18 protein-coding genes are annotated in these 16,373 nt (G+C 50.8%); 10 read left to right on the forward strand and 8 right to left on the reverse strand.

Annotated elements, in window-relative coordinates; all coding sequences use genetic code 11:
• Positions 1 to 87: 87 nt before the first annotated feature.
• The 3 genes from rpoS to QZJ86_RS13775 form a co-directional block, all read right to left on the reverse strand.
• Complete coding sequence (gene rpoS, locus QZJ86_RS13765) at positions 88 to 1,068, reverse strand: RNA polymerase sigma factor RpoS (protein ID WP_301670995.1); 981 nt, start codon at positions 1,066 to 1,068, stop codon at positions 88 to 90.
• 23 nt (positions 1,069 to 1,091) lie between these two features.
• The gene (locus tag QZJ86_RS13770) at positions 1,092 to 1,235 is read right to left on the reverse strand and encodes a hypothetical protein (RefSeq protein ID WP_301670996.1); all 144 of its coding nucleotides are present in this window, start codon (positions 1,233 to 1,235) and stop codon (positions 1,092 to 1,094) included.
• A gap of 329 nt (positions 1,236 to 1,564) precedes the next feature.
• Complete coding sequence (locus tag QZJ86_RS13775; protein ID WP_301670997.1) at positions 1,565 to 2,056, reverse strand: DnaJ domain-containing protein; 492 nt, start codon at positions 2,054 to 2,056, stop codon at positions 1,565 to 1,567.
• Between the two features lie 82 nt (positions 2,057 to 2,138).
• On the opposite strand from QZJ86_RS13775, the gene QZJ86_RS13780 reads away from it, so the two are divergent.
• Entirely contained in the window at positions 2,139 to 3,908 is a 1,770-nt protein-coding gene (locus QZJ86_RS13780; protein ID WP_301670998.1) for a bifunctional molybdopterin-guanine dinucleotide biosynthesis adaptor protein MobB/molybdopterin molybdotransferase MoeA, read from the forward strand.
• A 75-nt stretch (positions 3,909 to 3,983) separates the two neighbouring features.
• Here the strand turns inward: QZJ86_RS13780 and QZJ86_RS13785 are convergent, their stop codons facing one another.
• From QZJ86_RS13785 to QZJ86_RS13795, 3 genes are read right to left on the reverse strand one after another with little or no spacing between them, the layout of a single operon-like run.
• Entirely contained in the window at positions 3,984 to 4,715 is a 732-nt protein-coding gene (locus tag QZJ86_RS13785; protein ID WP_301670999.1) for a DUF3581 domain-containing protein, read from the reverse strand.
• 17 nt (positions 4,716 to 4,732) lie between these two features.
• Positions 4,733 to 5,056, reverse strand: a complete 324-nt coding sequence (locus QZJ86_RS13790; RefSeq protein ID WP_301671000.1) for a rhodanese-like domain-containing protein — start codon at positions 5,054 to 5,056, stop codon at positions 4,733 to 4,735.
• On the reverse strand, positions 5,047 to 6,210 hold the full coding sequence (locus tag QZJ86_RS13795) for a pyridoxal phosphate-dependent aminotransferase (RefSeq protein ID WP_301671001.1): 1,164 nt from the start codon (positions 6,208 to 6,210) through the stop codon (positions 5,047 to 5,049). The genes QZJ86_RS13790 and QZJ86_RS13795 overlap by 10 nt, the downstream gene beginning before the upstream one ends.
• A 110-nt stretch (positions 6,211 to 6,320) precedes the next feature.
• On the opposite strand from QZJ86_RS13795, the gene dksA reads away from it, so the two are divergent.
• From dksA to QZJ86_RS13815, 4 genes are read left to right on the forward strand one after another with little or no spacing between them, the layout of a single operon-like run.
• Positions 6,321 to 6,752: an RNA polymerase-binding protein DksA gene (gene dksA, locus QZJ86_RS13800; RefSeq protein WP_301671002.1), complete on the forward strand. Its 432-nt coding sequence runs from the start codon at positions 6,321 to 6,323 to the stop codon at positions 6,750 to 6,752.
• A 23-nt stretch (positions 6,753 to 6,775) separates the two neighbouring features.
• Entirely contained in the window at positions 6,776 to 7,648 is an 873-nt protein-coding gene (gene gluQRS, locus QZJ86_RS13805) for a tRNA glutamyl-Q(34) synthetase GluQRS (RefSeq protein ID WP_320415856.1), read from the forward strand.
• A 26-nt stretch (positions 7,649 to 7,674) separates the two neighbouring features.
• A complete protein-coding gene (gene acs, locus QZJ86_RS13810; RefSeq protein ID WP_301671003.1) occupies positions 7,675 to 9,615 on the forward strand; it encodes an acetate--CoA ligase in 1,941 nt (646 codons plus the stop codon).
• A gap of 1 nt (position 9,616) precedes the next feature.
• Positions 9,617 to 10,528 (forward strand): DMT family transporter, encoded by a 912-nt coding sequence (locus tag QZJ86_RS13815; RefSeq protein WP_301671004.1) that lies wholly within the window; start codon positions 9,617 to 9,619, stop codon positions 10,526 to 10,528.
• Between the two features lie 3 nt (positions 10,529 to 10,531).
• On the opposite strand, the gene galU is transcribed toward QZJ86_RS13815, so the two are convergent.
• On the reverse strand, positions 10,532 to 11,413 hold the full coding sequence (galU, locus tag QZJ86_RS13820) for a UTP--glucose-1-phosphate uridylyltransferase GalU (RefSeq protein ID WP_301671005.1): 882 nt from the start codon (positions 11,411 to 11,413) through the stop codon (positions 10,532 to 10,534).
• 144 nt (positions 11,414 to 11,557) lie between these two features.
• Here galU and QZJ86_RS13825 point away from each other — a divergent pair, with 144 nt between their 5' ends.
• Entirely contained in the window at positions 11,558 to 12,877 is a 1,320-nt protein-coding gene (locus QZJ86_RS13825) for a TolC family outer membrane protein (RefSeq protein WP_301671006.1), read from the forward strand.
• Positions 12,878 to 12,970: 93 nt separating this feature from the next.
• Here QZJ86_RS13825 and QZJ86_RS13830 read toward each other — a convergent pair whose 3' ends face one another.
• Positions 12,971 to 14,143, reverse strand: a complete 1,173-nt coding sequence (locus tag QZJ86_RS13830; protein ID WP_301671007.1) for an ABC transporter substrate-binding protein — start codon at positions 14,141 to 14,143, stop codon at positions 12,971 to 12,973.
• 139 nt (positions 14,144 to 14,282) lie between these two features.
• Between QZJ86_RS13830 and QZJ86_RS13835 the strand changes: the two genes are divergently transcribed.
• From QZJ86_RS13835 to QZJ86_RS13850, 4 genes are all read left to right on the forward strand, one after another.
• The gene (locus QZJ86_RS13835; RefSeq protein ID WP_301671008.1) at positions 14,283 to 14,672 is read left to right on the forward strand and encodes a PilZ domain-containing protein; all 390 of its coding nucleotides are present in this window, start codon (positions 14,283 to 14,285) and stop codon (positions 14,670 to 14,672) included.
• 13 nt (positions 14,673 to 14,685) lie between these two features.
• Positions 14,686 to 15,513 (forward strand): MOSC domain-containing protein, encoded by an 828-nt coding sequence (locus QZJ86_RS13840; RefSeq protein ID WP_301671009.1) that lies wholly within the window; start codon positions 14,686 to 14,688, stop codon positions 15,511 to 15,513.
• A 91-nt stretch (positions 15,514 to 15,604) separates the two neighbouring features.
• Positions 15,605 to 15,910, forward strand: coding sequence for a hypothetical protein (locus tag QZJ86_RS13845; RefSeq protein WP_301671010.1), 306 nt, complete (start codon positions 15,605 to 15,607; stop codon positions 15,908 to 15,910).
• 9 nt (positions 15,911 to 15,919) lie between these two features.
• On the forward strand, positions 15,920 to 16,342 hold the full coding sequence (locus QZJ86_RS13850; protein WP_301671011.1) for a hypothetical protein: 423 nt from the start codon (positions 15,920 to 15,922) through the stop codon (positions 16,340 to 16,342).
• Positions 16,343 to 16,373 lie beyond the last annotated feature (31 nt).

Here is a 16,373-nt window from a genome sequence, read left to right on the forward strand (position 1 = left end):
CTGAAGTCGAAAAGCTGGGACAGTGCACCGGCATCCGAACCTGATCTTACACAAAGTGTCAAATCAGGTTCGGATGCCAAGCCGTAATCAGCTAAAAATAGATTCGAACGAATAACCGCTACTTTCCAGAATTTCTTTTAGTCGTTTCAATCCGTCCATTTGAATTTGTCTGACTCGTTCGCGAGTAACACCCAACTCAAGCGCCACCTGCTCGAGCGTCGCATTTTCAAATCCGCATAATCCGTATCGGCGGCAAATCACTTCACGTTGTTTTTCAGCGAGTTGATACACCCAGTATGTGACATTATTTTGAATAATGTCATCTTGCAGAATTTCGGCGGGATTACGACTTTCTTCTTCCGAAATAGTATCGAGTAACGGTTTATCGAAGTCCTTACCGAATGAAACATCTACCGAAGTGACCCGTTCGTTGAGTTTCAGCATTTTACTGACTGTCTTGACCGGTTTGTCGAGATGCTTGGCAATCTCGTCGACCGTAGGCTCGTGATCGAGTTGCTGCGCCAAATTTCTTTGGGCTTTGAGGTATATATTCATTTCCTTAACGATATGAATCGGCAAGCGTATGGTCCGCGTCTGATTCATGATTGCTCTTTCTATGGTTTGTCTGATCCACCAGGTTGCATAGGTTGAAAATCTAAAACCACGGTCCGGATCGAATTTCTCGACGGCTCTGATCAGCCCTAAGTTGCCTTCTTCAATCAAATCAAGCAACGGTAAACCACGATTGAGGTAACGCCTTGATATTTTGACCACCAAGCGCAAATTACTTTCGATCATGATTTTGCGGGCTTTAGGATCGCCTTGTTGAGTGCGCTTGCCGTAAATTTTTTCTTCATCAGCCGTTAATAACTGCGATTTACTGAGTTCGTTCAGATAAGCACGAGTGGCGTCGAAAGCACTTTCATTCTGTGATTCACTACTTTCAATGTCTGTGAGTTTAAACGTTTCTTGCGGATCGATTTCAACCACTTCTTCGTCCACATCTTCAAAAGAAATGAAATCTGGAATATCCATGTCTTTTATTACACCTATCGCTTCTTCCATCATGATTAATCTCCCAGGTATTTGGCTTACTGATTCAGTTGTTTTTGGTAAGTATCCAGCCCGATCACCGATCTTCCATTGTTAATCTCAATACGGATAAGATTGAAATCCAACGCTACATCACGCCGGCAATTGCGCAAAATCACCGACAATACTGAGTCATCCGGCACCAAGTCTCCGCTTTTTTATCCCCTTAAAGCACGCATTTCGAATCCATATTGGCCTTAACGGCGAGTGCCAGTATAACTTTAAAAGATTCATCTTATAAATTGAATTTACTGGTTTTTTTGTGGCACATATCTCTTTTTTGATATTATCCGCATTCTTTTGCCGCTCCCAAACAACGTCAAAAAAAGCCGATTAAAAAGAAGACCACACTCTTACGCAAAATTATCAAACAAGATAGCGGCGTTCATCACAATTATTTACGCAAGCCAAAAAACAGAACGCACGCTGACAAAACCAAAACTCAGCAACTATTACTTAGAGAAACACCGATTCAACGCTTTAGTAAGACTTTTTTAGCCTGATTAATTTGCGCAGCCAAATAATCGGAACCACCCCGATCGGGATGAACTCGCGAAATCAGTTTACGGTGGGCTTGGATAATCTCTTCGTCCGATGCGCCCGCTTTAAGCCCCAAAACTTCCAACGCCTGGGCTTTTGTCATCCCGGCGGTTCGAACCGCGCCGCTCGATTTGCCTTGCTCCTGTTGTTTTGAGGCATTAAATTTCAACCAAATACGATGTAACTGCGGCCCATAATTCAATATTATCGGCATGGAGCGCACGATGAACGCCAACAACACACCCAGCAATGCGATTAGCGCACTCAATTTACCGGTGAGCAACAAAATCGCCAGAAATAGTGCTGCCGCAATCCAGACTATTTGTTTAAGTTGTTTGCCCGATGTCTCCCGCGGCGTTTTCAAAAACCACCGCACGGCCAAAATCGCCAATATCACAACCAATAGTATGCCTATGCGTATCACTCTATCTCCGAGCACTCTAACAATTGCAAACCATAATACCTTAGAATAACGGCTCTTCGTTCGATAACCGCTGAGCCACCCAATGTCTGATCGCCGCCCTCCCGTTCTGGGCTTTGCCGCCCCCAGCGGCACTGGCAAAACCAGCCTACTGACTAAACTTATCCCCATACTTAAAGATCAAGGTCTGAGAATCGGCATCATCAAACACAGTCATCACGATTTTGAAATAGACCAACCGAGCAAAGACAGTTACCGTTTACGCAAGGCCGGCGCCTCACCGGTAATGCTGGTCTCGCCCTACCGGTGCGCGCTGATCAGCGAATTGCCTGCGGACCGGGAAATCAATCTAGCAGACCAACTCGCCGCATTTCCGTATGACGAGCTGGATTTGATATTGGTGGAAGGCTTCAGACATGAAATATTCCCAAAGATAGAACTGCATAGACCCAGCTTGGGCAAACCCTTACTCTATCCGGACGACCATGCGATTATTGCCATAGCCAGCGATCAAGCGCTGTCGACACCCGCCGCTTTGCCTTGCCTGGATTTAAACAATCCGCATGCCATCGCCGACTTCATCCTTCATACATTTTTGAGCAGCCATCTCGTGACTGATATCTGTTATCCCAAGAAAACCGCTTTGTTAAGCGTCGAGCAAGCCTTGACCGAAATTCGCCAGGCCATAGCCCCAATCGCCGAACCGGAAATAATCGACTTGCCGCAAGCGCTGGGCCGGATACTGGCACAAAACGTCCAATCACCTATCGACATACCACCGCAACGCAACGCGGCCATGGATGGCTACGCATTTGCCTCGGCCGACATAAACACGCTACAAGCCTTTGATCTGCAAGTGGTCGGCACTGCCTGGGCCGGTCAACCTTATCTGCAACCGGTTGCGTCCGGCCAATGCGTGCGCATATTTACCGGCGCCGTCGTCCCCGACTTCGCCGACAGCGTCATCGCTCAAGAACAAGTTATCGTTAACGGCGATATGGTCACGTTCCCAAAAGACTGCCCGCCATACAAAAACATTCGCGCCGCCGGTAGTGATGTCGAACGCCATCAGATATTGGTCGCCGCCCCCAAAAAACTCAACGCTTGCGATCTCAGCCTGCTAGCGGCGGCCGGTATCGCAAAAATCAGCGTGAAAAGAAAGATAAAAATCGGTTTTTTTTCAACCGGCGACGAATTGACTGCGATTGGAGAACCGTTAGCTTACGGCCAAATCTACGACAGCAACCGTTATCTGCTAGCCGCGTTACTAAGCGATTCGAATCACATCGTCAACGACCTGGGCCTTGTCGGTGACGACCGACAGCAACTGGAGCAAATCTTATTAACAGCCTCCCGGCAGCACGACGTACTGCTATCCAGCGGCGGCGCTTCGGTGGGCGATGCGGATTTTGTCGGCGAGACTCTGGAAAAATGCGGACAGGTCAATTTTTGGAAGCTAGCCATCAAACCGGGTAAACCGTTGGCCTTCGGCAAAATTAACGATTGTTGGTTTTTCGGCCTACCCGGTAACCCGGTAGCGGTATTAGTGACCTACCACAAATTCGTCAAACCGGGGCTTGCCCAGTTGGCCGGTTGCCCACATGCCGATGCCTTGCAATTGCAAGCTCGTTGCGACAGCCCGCTTAGAAAGTCGCCGGGGCGCCAAGAATATCAGCGCGGCATCCTCAGCCAATCCGCCGACGGCGAGTTGGTGGTCAAACTGGCCGGCCAACAAGACTCGCACCAACTCAAGGTCGCCAGCATCGCCAACTGTTTTATTGTTTTGGACGCCGATTGTGCAGGCGTCTCGCCCGGAGAGAGCGTGACGGTAGAACCTTTCGATATTTTGATCTAACTAGCGCCGCATTCAACCCAAGCAAACATCGGATGGAAAACTCGTCTTTTTGCTTGGGCGGTTGACACTCACTGCTCAGCTCGCTGCCGCGAGCGCTAAATCGCCCAAATAACCATGTTTTCTGGCCAAATACTCGTCGACGAAGGCTTGCATCGGCTCAGCCTCGTATTCGCGCAGGCCGCTCACAGCCAATTTTTTAAATCCGGAACCAACCACTTCCTCGCCGCATTTGATTTGAAAATAGAGATAAGCGGTCGCGCGTTTGCCGTTCACTTCCATTTTCGGTTCCAGCATTTCCAAGCGCGGCTCGTGAAAATCCATCCGATTCAGACTCAAGGTCATGCTTTCGTATATCACCAGCGGCCGGTCGATGTTGAACATCACTTGTTCCTTGGCCAATAAGGGCACCAATACATAGGGAAAGTTTTGCCCGGAAAACGCCACGTAATCGCGAATCAAGGCCTCGATCAGAGCCGGATCGCGAATCACCTCACCAGAGCGCTCAATTTGCAGATAGGTTTTGCCTTGGTTATCGGTCACATCGATCCGTTCGGCGTCGCTATCCGGGAAATTCAACAACACGCCGTGCCCAACCATCCCGGAAAAGATGAAATGCATGTTCCGGCTCAGCCCATATTTATCCAGTACCAAGGAAAACAACAGATCGCCGGGCACGCAAAAGCGTTTGGCGTCTTCGTCGTGCAAGGGATTGAAATCGTGCGCCACTTCCTTGGCAAACATGCTGGCCTGTGCGGCGCTAATAGCGATGCCGCCACCTTGAAGATCATAAAACTCTTTTAAAAACATAGATTTATTTATTTTTATTAATAGCGTGGAACGGAAGAATCGCACAGCGCGGACCAAGCATCGATGCCGCCTTTCAGATTGAACAACCGTTGAAACCCGGAATGTTGCAAAAAATGGCAGGCCTGCTGGCTGCGCATGCCGTGGTGACAAATCACCACCACATCTTGATCGGCAGGCACTTCGCCGATGCGCGACGGCAGTTGTTGCAACGGAATTAATACACTGCCGGCGATTTGCGCATAAGCAAATTCATGAGGCTCTCTGACGTCCAGCAAAAACACTGACGGAGCGTCCTGTATGTGTTGCTGTAATTGTTGCGGTGTATATTGGCTTATTGGCATATAAATCTTTCCAGTCTTTTTAGCGCGGCGGCCATTCTATCGATTGAGGCGGTATATGCAAATCGAATATGTTGGTTGGCACGATACCGGCCAAAGTCCTTACCCGGCGTTACCGCCACCCCTTCTTGTTCCAGCAATTGTTTAGCAAACTCGAAACTGTCCTGAGTAAAAGCACTACAGTCGGCGTAAATATAAAACGCGCCCTGCGGTTTGCAGGCAATTTTAAAACCCAACTTCAACAGGTTCTCGTATAAAAAATCCCGGCGTTTTTCAAACTCGTCGCGGCGTCTACGCAACTCGGCCATGTTTTCCGGGCTGAACGACGCCAGCGCGGCATATTGGGAATGGGTCGGCGTAGAAATAAAAATGTTTTGCGCCAATTTTTCGACCGCATCGATAAAATCTTCCGGCACCACTAGCCAACCGATGCGCCAACCGGTCATGCCAAAAAATTTCGAAAAACTGTTGATCACGAATACATCGTCGCTGTATTCCAGCGCGCTGCTCACCGACTCGCCGTAAACCAAGCCGTGATAAATCTCATCGGAGTAAAAACAGCCCCCCAGCGCTTGCGTCTGCCGAACCGCATCGCGCAACCCATCATTGCCGATCACCGTGCCAGTGGGATTGGAGGGCGATGCGATCAATACGCCTTTACTAGCCGGCTGCCAGTGCTGCCGAATCAGCTCGGCATTCAATTGGTACGCACTGTCTGCCTCGACATCGATAAAACGGGTTATGCCGTCGAACAGCTGTACGAAGTTATCGTTGCACGGATAGCAGGGATCGGCCATCAAGATTTGCTCGCCCGGATTCAGGCTGATGCCAAACGCCAGCAAAAACGCGCCTGAAGCGCCGGGCGTGATAAATACCCGTTTCGGGTCCAGCTTAACGCCGTATTGCGTTTGGTAATAATCGGCAATGCTGCGCCGCAATTCCGGCAATCCGGCTGCAGCGGTATATTTCACTTCGCCGCCCTGCATAAAAGCCTGACCGGCCTCCAATACTGCTTGCGGGGTGGCAAAATCCGGCTCGCCGATTTCCATGTGAATGATGTCGCGACCTTGCTGCTCAAGTTGCTTTGCGCGTTGTAATAATTCCATCACATAAAATGAGCTGATGCCGCGCATCCGCTCGGCGACGTGTTGTTTCATGCCAAAATTCCGTTAGTCTTAAGCGTCCGCATCATAACAAACTTCTTGCTTGCCCCCTGCTATTCTGTTAAAAAGCCCCGATTTTTTTACAGACCGTCAGGAGTCATTGGATGAACAATTCTAACCCTGCCGCATCGGAATTTACTTTTAAGCCTTATGAAGAAAAAGAAGGCGAAGAGTACATGAACGAGGCGCAGTTGAGCCATTTTTCCGCCATTTTAAACAAATGGAAATCCGAGTTAATGATGGAAGTGGATCGTACCGTCCACCACATGCAGGACGAAGCGGCCAACTTTCCGGATCCCAACGATCGGGCTACGCAGGAATCGGAGTTCAGTCTGGAACTGCGTACTCGCGATCGCGAACGCAAATTGATTAAAAAAATCGACGAGTCCTTAAAGGAAATCGAGTCCGGCAACTACGGTTTTTGCGAAACTTGCGGCATCGAGATCGGCATCCGTCGTCTGGAAGCGCGCCCGACCGCGACCCTGTGCATCGATTGCAAAACACTCGATGAAATCAGGGAAAAACAATTGGGTTAACTCTGCCCCACTCGACTCCGTATATCGGCCGGTTCGCGCCTTCGCCTACCGGCCCGCTTCATCTCGGCTCCCTATACACGGCGCTGGCCAGTTATTTGGATGCCCGTCATCATCAAGGGCTTTGGTTGCTGCGTATCGACGATCTCGATACACCGCGCAATATGCCTGGGGCAACTGACAAAATCTTAGATTGCTTGCAAAGATTCGGGCTGCATTGGGACGGCGAGGTAGATTACCAAAGCCGGCATCTTGACGAATATGAAAAAGCCGTCGCGGTATTACAAAATGAGCAGCAGCTTTATCCGTGCACTTGCAGCCGTCGTTTGCTGGCCAATGCGCCGCTGATCTATCCGGGCTACTGCCGCGATAAACATCCTGCGACCAATAGTCCGCACGCCTTACGCGTCAAAACGGCCGATGCGCCAGTCGCTTTTGTCGATGCCTTGCAAGGTGAAATCAGTGAAAACCTGGCGACGCAACATGGCGATTTCATCGTCAAGCGGAAGGACGGCATCTTTGCCTACCAAATGGCGGTAGTCGTCGACGATTATCGGCAAGGCATTACCCATGTGGTACGCGGATACGACTTGCTGGATTCGACGCCTAAGCAATTGTATTTGCAAAGTCTATTGAGTCATCCGTCGCCAAGTTATATGCATATACCGCTGATTGTCGACCGAGACGGCAATAAGCTCAGCAAACAAACCCGCGCCGAAGCGGTAAATACCGCACTAGCCGGACCAACCTTGTTTCTGCTGCTAACCTTACTCGAACAAAATCCGCCGCTCGATTTGCGGCTGGCCCCTATCGACAGTATTCTGGAATGGGCTATAGCGCATTGGCAAGTCGAGCGATTGGCAAAAATCCAAACCGTTTCAGACCTAAAACATCACTAATAACGTTCAAAGAAGGAGGTTACGTTATGTCAGATCAAAAAATCTATCCGGTCAACCCGATCATCGCCGGTAACGCGCATATTGACGCCGATACTTATCAACGCCTCTACCGGCAGTCGATAGACGATCCGGAGACTTTTTGGTCCGAACAGGCGACGCGGTTTTTAGACTGGCATCAGCCCTGGCAGCAGCTGATGCAATACGATTATCCAAAAGGCGAAATCCACTGGTTTAAGGGTGGCAAACTCAACGTCACCGTCAATTGTCTGGATCGTCACCTCGAAAAACGCGGCGAGCAGGTGGCCATCATCTGGGAAGGCGACGATCCGGCCCATCAGAAAACGCTGACCTATCGGGAACTGCATCACCAAGTCTGCCAATTTGCCAATGTGTTAAAAGCCAACGGCGTGGAGAAAGGCGATAGAGTCTGCATCTATCTACCGATGATCGCCGAAGCCGCCGTGGTGATCCTGGCTTGCGCCCGGATCGGCGCGGTGCATTCCATTGTGTTCGGCGGATTCTCGGCGGATGCATTGCGCGACCGGATTATCGACGCCGATTGCCGGCTGTTGATCTGCGCCGACGAAAGTTATCGCGGCGGCAAGCTGGTTCATTCCAAGCTGAATGCCGACAAAGCCGTCAAGCAATGCCCCAATTTAACGACCCTCATCGTCATCAAGCACACCGGCCACGAAATCCCGTGGACTGAAGGTCGCGACATTTGCTATCACGAAGCCATGCAAACCGCGTCGGCCGACTGCGAACCGGTGATGGTTGACGCCGAAGATCCGCTGTTCATCCTGTATACCTCCGGCTCCACCGGCCAACCGAAAGGCGTGCTGCATACCACAGGCGGTTATTTGCTGTATGCGGCGATGACGCATAAATATATCTTCGATTATCAAGAGGGCGATATTTACTGGTGCACCGCCGACATCGGCTGGATTACCGGCCATTCCTACGTGCTGTACGGACCGTTATGCAACGGTGCCACCAGTTTGATGTTCGAGGGCGTACCGACTCATCCGCACCCCGATCGTTTCTGGCAAGTCATCGACAAACATCAGGTCAATATTTTTTACACCGCGCCGACCGCGATTCGCGCACTGATGGCACAGGGCGACGAATTCGTTACCCGCACCAAACGCAGCTCTTTACGCATCCTGGGTAGCGTTGGCGAGCCGATTAACCCTGAGGCCTGGGAATGGTACTACCAAGTAGTCGGCAGCAAACGTTGCCCACTGGTGGACACCTGGTGGCAAACCGAAACCGGCGGCATTCTGATCACGCCCCTGCCCGGCGCCACCGCGTTAAAACCCGGCTCGGCGACACTGCCGTTCTTTGGCATCAAACCCGCTCTACTCGATCAGGATGGCAATGTCCTGGAAGGCGAAGCGGAAGGCATTTTAGTGCTGACCTATCCCTGGCCCGGCCAGGCCCGCACTATTTATGGCGACCATCAACGTTTCGTCGATACTTACTTCAGCAAATTCCCCGGCTATTACTTAGCCGGCGACGGCGCCCGCCGCGACAAAGACGGTTATTACTGGATTACCGGTCGGATCGACGATGTACTGAACGTTTGCGGCCATCGTTTGGGCACCGCCGAAATCGAAAGCGCGCTGGTGCTGCACGATCTGGTGGCCGAAGCCGCCGTGGTCGGTTTCCCACATCCGATCAAGGGCCAGGGGATTTACGCTTATGTGACCTTAAACGTCGGCATCGAGGGCAACAGTAGTCTGAAAGGCGAATTAAAAGACTTGGTCAGAGAAGAAATCAGCGCTATCGCGCTGCCCGATCTGATTCAGTGGGCGCCCGGCTTGCCGAAGACTCGTTCCGGCAAAATCATGCGCCGCATCCTGCGCAAAATCGCCGCCAACGAATTCCACGATCTCGGGGATACTTCGACGCTTGCCGATCCATCGGTAGTTGAGCAATTAATCGCCAATCGCTTGAAACTACCTTAAGGTGAAAACTCGGCTGGCTTTAGCCTATATCAGCGTAGTACTGGTCTGGACCACCACGCCGTTGGCGATCAAATGGAGCAGCAACGGCGTCAGTTTCGTGTTCGGCGCAACGGCGCGGATGACCACGGGCTTGGTTTGTCTGCTGTTGCTATTGCTGCTGATACGCCGGCCACTGCCCTGGCATCGCGCCGCGTTGTTAACCTACTTGGCGGTTGCAGTGCAGCTCTATGGCAGTATGCTGGTCACTTATTGGTCGGCACAGTTCGTACCTTCCGGCTGGATTTCGGTGATTTTCGGCTTAAGCCCTTTCATGACAGCCTTCATGGCGGCAGCCTATTTGAAAGAACGCAGCCTGGGTTGGGGTAAATTAATCGCCTACAGCTTGGGCGTTGGCGGATTAGTCGTGATGTTCAGCTCGGCTTTGGAATTGGACGAGCTGGCTTTACAAGGCGTGATAGGCGTGCTGGTCGCCACCTTTATCCACGCGGCCAGCGCGGTGTGGGTCAAACAGATTCAGGCTGGCCTATCGGCCCTGCAGTTAGTAACCGGTGGATTGTTGGTAGCGGTGCCCTTGTATTTCTGCACCTGGTATTGGCTGGACGACGGCGCGTTACCGACCAATATTCCGCCGCAAACTTTGTATTCGATCATCTACCTGGGCGTGATTGCCACGACGCTAGGCTTTGCTTTGTATTATTTCGTATTGAACAATATGCAAGCGACCAATGTGGCCATGATGAATCTGATGACACCGGTAATGTCCTTGTTGCTGGGCTATAGCGTCAACCATGAACCGTTGACGGTAAAAACCATATTAGGCACTGCGCTGATTATGTGCGCGTTGTTGATTTACGAGATCGTCAATCGCCGGCAACAACGGAATGGCGTTAATCGTCGCCATTCCGTTGTCTAGCGCTTAAACGCGGTTGACGCGTTGTTTCAGATACGCGGCGAATTCGGATTTGATTTCCTGATGCAGCAAACCGTATTCGACGTTGGCCAGCAAGAAACCGAATTTGGAACCGCAATCGTAGCGGTTGCCTTCAAACTCATAAGACAGCACTTGTTCATCTTTCATCAGCGCGGCGATCGCGTCGGTCAACTGAATCTCGCCGCCGGCACCGCGACCGGTGTTTTCGATTTTTTCGAAGATCGCCGGCGTCAAAATATAACGGCCCACCACGGCGATATTGGAAGGCGCCACTTCCGGCTTCGGCTTTTCGACGATAGAACTTAATTTACCGATGCGCGGCGCGGTTTCGGTATGCTCGACGATACCGTATTTATGGGTTTCCTTGGGATCGACCCGCTCCACGCCCAGAATGCTGCTTTGCTCTTTGTTGAACAGCTCGACCATTTGCTTCATGCAACCGCGGCTGCCGTCTTCGATCAAGTCGTCCGGCAGAATCACCGCGAACGGTTCGTTACCGACCACCGGCTTGGCGCAATGCACCGCATGACCCAGGCCCAACGCCTCGGCTTGACGGACAAACACACAAGAGACGTGTGGCGGTAACAACTCGCGCAGCATTTTCAGCAGCTCGGTTTTACCGCTTTTTTCCAGTTCTTTTTCCAGTTCGTAGGATTTATCAAAGTGGTCTGGAATAGAATTTTTATTACGGCCGGTCACAAACACCATGGTATCGATGCCGGCGGCAATCGCTTCTTCCACGGCGTATTGAATCAAGGGTTTATCGACGACGGGCAGCATCTCCTTGGCAACGGCCTTGGTGGCGGGCAAAGAACGGGTTCCCAGGCCGGCAACCGGAAATACAGCTTTAGTAATTTTCTGACTCATAATGACTCTTTTGGGTTTAGGTTTTATTTTTGACGAACGAATAATGTGTGCCTAACCTTATGGCACTCTTAATTAACAACAGAAGCGCCTGTATTTTAGGCGATAATGTTGGTTTATTTTCACCTCTCCGCACGAGATATAGCAATGACAAGACTGTTATTCACGCTTTTGGCCGTGTTGATTCCGGCGAAATCGGCTTTTAGCCAGGATTTGCTGGAAACTTATCAGCTGGCAAAGGCAAACGACCCCGAATTTAAAAGCTCGGATATCAATAAGCTGACGACCGCAGAGATAAAATCACAAAGTATTGCGCAGATGTTGCCGAATATTTCGTTTAGCGCCAATAGCAGCCGCAATCGTCTGGAAAGCTCCAGCTTTTTGGGTACCACCTTACAGCACTATTGGGACCACAAGCTGGGTTTTAACTTGAAACAACCCGTGTTTCATTGGGACCACTGGATCCAGCTTGATCAAAGTGATAATAAAATCGCCCAGGCCGAAGCCCAGTTCCAAGCCAAACAACAGAACTTGATGCGTCGAACCGCCGAGGCTTATTTCAATATACTGGCCGCGCAGGATAACCTGGAATTCAGCGTGGCTGAGAAAAAATCTATCGAAAAACAATTGGAACAAGCCAAGCAGCGCTTCGATGTGGGCATTATCGCCATTACCGATGTATACGAAGCGCAAGCCGGTTTCGACCGGGCCACAGCCAGCGAAATCGAGGCGCAAAACCTATTGGATAACAGCAAGGAAGCCTTGCGGGAAATCATCGGTGAAAACGCCGCCGATTTAAATGGTTTGCAGCCGCATATTCCGCTCAGCCCACCAGCCCCGGAAGATTTAGCCTCGTGGTCCAACTCTGCCGAAAGCAATAATTTCTCGATAGTCGCTCAGATCAACCAAGCCGAATACGTTCGCAAAAACGTCGACTTGCAACAATCCAAACATTTGCCGACCCTGGACATCGTTGCCCAATATGGCGAAGAAGACAACGGTAACCGTTACGGCTTGCGCGGCGATAACGAAAGCGTGGGCTTGCAATTGAATTTACCGTTGTTCGAAGGCGGCGGCACCTCGTCTCGTACCCGTCAAGCGGAACACGAATACGAAGCCGCCAAGGAAGATTTAATTAAAGTGAAGCGCAGCGTCAATCGTGGCGTCAAGGACGCATTTCGCGGCGTCGTGTCCAGCATCAGCCGAGTCAAGGCTCTGGACGCCACCAGCAAATCCGCGGAAATGGCTGTGGAAGCGGCAGAGGCCGGTTTTGAAGTCGGTACCCGCACCATGGTGGACGTGTTAACCGAACAACGTAACCTGTTCAAAGCCAAAAGCGATTACGCCAGAAGCCGCTACGATTATCTGATCAACGGTATCAAACTGAAGGAAGCCGCCGGCAGCCTGAACGAACAGGACTTAGAACAGATCAATCAGTATTTGCAGGGTCAGCTCAGCCAGAATTAGCGGAGCTTTTAGTGCCAAAAACGCCAAGCAAATCCGGTTTCTCGTTTATAGGCGCAAAAAATCCGCGCCTATAAAACAACCTTAAATCAACCCTTATTTACAGGCCGTTTCCGGTTGATCGTAACCCAAGGTGTCCAGCTCGGTCTTGGGATGCAAAAAACCTTCTACCGGTGCCACACCGACCATTGAGCGTGGCGCAGCCAGCAGCAACGGCTGGCGCAACTGTCCGTCCCAAGCACGGAACGACAGCGGCATACCCTTGTACCCCTGCAAGGCAAACGCCTCCGACAGCATATAATCCTTGATGGCTAGCACCTGATTGGACTTACTGCGGACACTAGCCTCGCCTATCGCTCTGACAGCCAGATAGGCCGCGTAATCTTGTTCTTCCATCCAGCGGCCGGCAGCCTCCTTAAAACGATTCTGCAATTGCACCGCCCCCCATTGTTCGTGAGTTCTATGCCAAGCAGTGGCGATCAGGCCTTGCGTGCCTATCACTGGCCGCGGCTTCCAGGTGCGGTAATCCAGATATTCGCCGAACAAGCCCTGCTCATCGGCCACTACCAATACGTCATAATCGTCTATTTGGGTAAACACCGGCACATCGGCTTGGGCAGTACGGCGCGCGTCGTAATCGTTGGTCCAGGCTTTTTCAGCGACCAGCTTCATACCAAATCGTTTAGCGGCCCGCTTGACCGCCGCCGCATACAACTGATCCGCCGGACTGGGTCCTGTCACCAAAAACCAGTTTTGCCAGCGTTTTTTCAGCATGTATTGCGCTAGCGCATCGGCCCGCATCGCCCGGCTCGGCAAGAGATGCAAGACATGATGCCGACAGCCGCCGTTACGCAATTCGTCATCGCTAGTCGCGGCATCCAGCAACAATTTATTCTTAGCGGAAGGCAAATCTGCCAGCTGATTCAGTTGCTCGGGACCGACATTCAGCACCACCAATCCGATATCGTCGCCCAATTGATTAAACGCTTGCTGAATATCCCCGTCGACCGGCACCACGACTTTCTTTAATTCATACTGCTGACCAGTGAACTGGCCTGTAGTGTTGTTATCGCTGATGGCCAGCTCGGCCCCAATTTGGCCTTTATTTTGGATAAACGGATCAAGATTCGATAAAGCCACCGGTACGGCTTGTTCCTGACTCAGATAAGCTATTTTCACCAACTGTTTAGCCGGCGCCGCCAGCGCGATACCCTGGGTAAGCCATGCCAATATCAACGCACAAATTACAAGTTGCTTGGTTTTTTTCATATTTCGCGGAATCTTTTCACAAAATCATAATTTTAACGGATTACCAAGCGGCAGGCTCAACCAATAATCACTGGCCGTCTATTGAATTTTAGCGGTTTAACATCAATACTTAGCCACCTTTACATTCGCAGCTTTCGCCATGTCAGAGCCAGATTTCTCTTTGGATTTTCTCGATCAGAAGGTTACGCCCGATGACCCATGGTCTCACAAGCGTAGTGCGGTCCGATATTTGCGCGATGACATCAAAGCCGCCATCAAGATCCGCAGCCTGTGGTTTCCCCGCCTATTTCCGGTATTATTGCGCGATATCAGCAGCCGAGGCGCCTTGGTGCTTAGCGAAAAAAAAATGGTCAAAAAATGCCGGATAAAGCTTTTTTTGTTATTTAGCGACGGGAGCCGCTTTGAAATCGATGCTGTTGTCGTCCATTGCGATTGTGCCGCCCACCGTTATGGCATTAAATTCGACACCACCAATGCGGCGCTAGCCGACCACATACTGCATACCCAAACAGACTTAAATTTCAGCTGATACAATCAAAACCATGCCGATACTCAGCCAAATATATGTTTATCCGGTCAAATCGCTAGCCGGTATTCCGGTGCAACACTGGCCGGTCGATAACAAAGGCTTGTTGTACGACAGAAAATGGATGCTGGTCGACAAGGACGGACAGTTCCTTAGCCAACGGCGTTTGCCGAAAATGGCGTTAATCAAAACCCATATCGACGATGAGCAGTTGATTTTATCCGCGCCGGGTCAAGCCGATTTAGCACTGCCCTTACAAGCGGACGACGGCGAAGTGCTTGAAGTAGATGTCTGGCACGACCATTGTCTGGCTAAATCCTGCGGCCGTGATCCAGACGTTTGGTTAAGCCGTTTTCTGGAAATCGACTGCAGGCTGGTCTATCAAACCGACCAAGACATTCGCAAGGTTGATCCGAAATATGCGACAGATAATGATCAAACTTCGTTTTCCGACGGTTTTCCATTTTTAATCGTTTCGGAAAATTCCTTAAATGCACTGAATCAAGCCATGCAACTGGAATTGGATATGGTTCGCTTCCGGCCTAATCTCGTGGTCGCCGACTGCGACAGCTACGCCGAAGACGCTTGGCGGCGCATCACCATCAACCATATCGGCTTCAGATTACCCAAACCTTGTTCACGCTGTTCGGTACCGACTATCGATCCTTTGACCGCGTTAAGCGGCAAAGAACCGCTGACGACGCTGAATCGGCTACGCAAATGGCAAAACAAAGTCTATTTCGGCCAAAATGCCTTGCACGACAAACCCGGCAACTTGTCGGTCGGCCAGCCGGTGAGTATTGAGGAAACCGGCGAGCCGCAGCCACCGGTATCCGCAACCTAGAAAATCCCGTCAATTCCAATGTTGGTTTCAAACTCGCGGGACGGGGTATGTACCCCATCCCGCTCTTAAGTTATAAAAAATTGGAGTGAATTTGTTTACCTTACCATCCATCTGGAACCTGCTTATTACCACCATCGTATTCATCTGGATAGCCAAGCGTGCCCGAGGTTTCCTGGATAATCAAGGTTTGCCGAAAGGCACGACACGTAGTCTGCTGGTGTTTACCTTAGCCTCTCTGTTGTCCTGGGGATCGGGCGAAGTGGTCGACTGGACTGAAGCAAAAATTCAGGGCAAACCGCAAACAACTCCTCAAGCAACGGGTGAAGATATTGCTCAGCTGTTAGAGGTTTTAAACCAAGTTCGGTCCGCCACCCAAACCAAACCATCCACCTATTAACCAGACATCATGAAAAGACATCTATTGGGGACTATTCTGGCCTTTTGTTCGGCCGCCAATGCCGACAACTATCTATCATTTAAAGCGCCCAGCAAAGCCGATGCGGAAGCATGGCTGAATGCATTTACCGATGCCCAAGACATGACCCGAGACGGGATAGTGTTAAAAAGCAATTTGAAGCGGGAAGAACTCTCCGAATTACTCAAATCACTGCGAACAAAAGCGGAAACCTTGTTTGGCGATGTTATATCTCCGTTCGGCGATTGCACCAAATCAGTAGAGTCGGTTAACTGGTACTGGCAAACGCAATTATCGCTAATTGCTGATCCAACGAATGATACCGATAGCAAGGCACTCAGCCTGGTTACCTTAGCCTGGGAAGGCGGCGAATATTATGCGAAATGCGCTCGAATGATCAACGCGTTGCCATAACGCTGATAGGCATACTTGTGACTTAAGTTTC

It is taken from the genome of Methylomonas montana, from assembly GCF_030490285.1.
GTDB classification, from domain to species: domain Bacteria; phylum Pseudomonadota; class Gammaproteobacteria; order Methylococcales; family Methylomonadaceae; genus Methylomonas; species Methylomonas montana.

What these genes read in the sequence shown, in the direction of transcription:
- QZJ86_RS13795 (WP_301671001.1), bottom strand. Translation starts at nt 6,210, where the DNA reads ATGAAACAACACGTCGCCGAGCGGATGCGCGGCATCAGCTCATTTTAT.
- dksA (WP_301671002.1), top strand. Translation starts at nt 6,321, where the DNA reads ATGAACAATTCTAACCCTGCCGCATCGGAATTTACTTTTAAGCCTTAT.
- QZJ86_RS13780 (WP_301670998.1), top strand. Translation starts at nt 2,139, where the DNA reads ATGTCTGATCGCCGCCCTCCCGTTCTGGGCTTTGCCGCCCCCAGCGGC.
- QZJ86_RS13825 (WP_301671006.1), top strand. Translation starts at nt 11,558, where the DNA reads ATGACAAGACTGTTATTCACGCTTTTGGCCGTGTTGATTCCGGCGAAA.
- QZJ86_RS13850 (WP_301671011.1), top strand. Translation starts at nt 15,920, where the DNA reads ATGAAAAGACATCTATTGGGGACTATTCTGGCCTTTTGTTCGGCCGCC.
- QZJ86_RS13840 (WP_301671009.1), top strand. Translation starts at nt 14,686, where the DNA reads ATGCCGATACTCAGCCAAATATATGTTTATCCGGTCAAATCGCTAGCC.
- QZJ86_RS13785 (WP_301670999.1), bottom strand. Translation starts at nt 4,715, where the DNA reads ATGTTTTTAAAAGAGTTTTATGATCTTCAAGGTGGCGGCATCGCTATT.
- QZJ86_RS13835 (WP_301671008.1), top strand. Translation starts at nt 14,283, where the DNA reads ATGTCAGAGCCAGATTTCTCTTTGGATTTTCTCGATCAGAAGGTTACG.
- QZJ86_RS13790 (WP_301671000.1), bottom strand. Translation starts at nt 5,056, where the DNA reads ATGCCAATAAGCCAATATACACCGCAACAATTACAGCAACACATACAG.
- rpoS (WP_301670995.1), bottom strand. Translation starts at nt 1,068, where the DNA reads ATGATGGAAGAAGCGATAGGTGTAATAAAAGACATGGATATTCCAGAT.
- QZJ86_RS13830 (WP_301671007.1), bottom strand. Translation starts at nt 14,143, where the DNA reads ATGAAAAAAACCAAGCAACTTGTAATTTGTGCGTTGATATTGGCATGG.
- acs (WP_301671003.1), top strand. Translation starts at nt 7,675, where the DNA reads ATGTCAGATCAAAAAATCTATCCGGTCAACCCGATCATCGCCGGTAAC.
- galU (WP_301671005.1), bottom strand. Translation starts at nt 11,413, where the DNA reads ATGAGTCAGAAAATTACTAAAGCTGTATTTCCGGTTGCCGGCCTGGGA.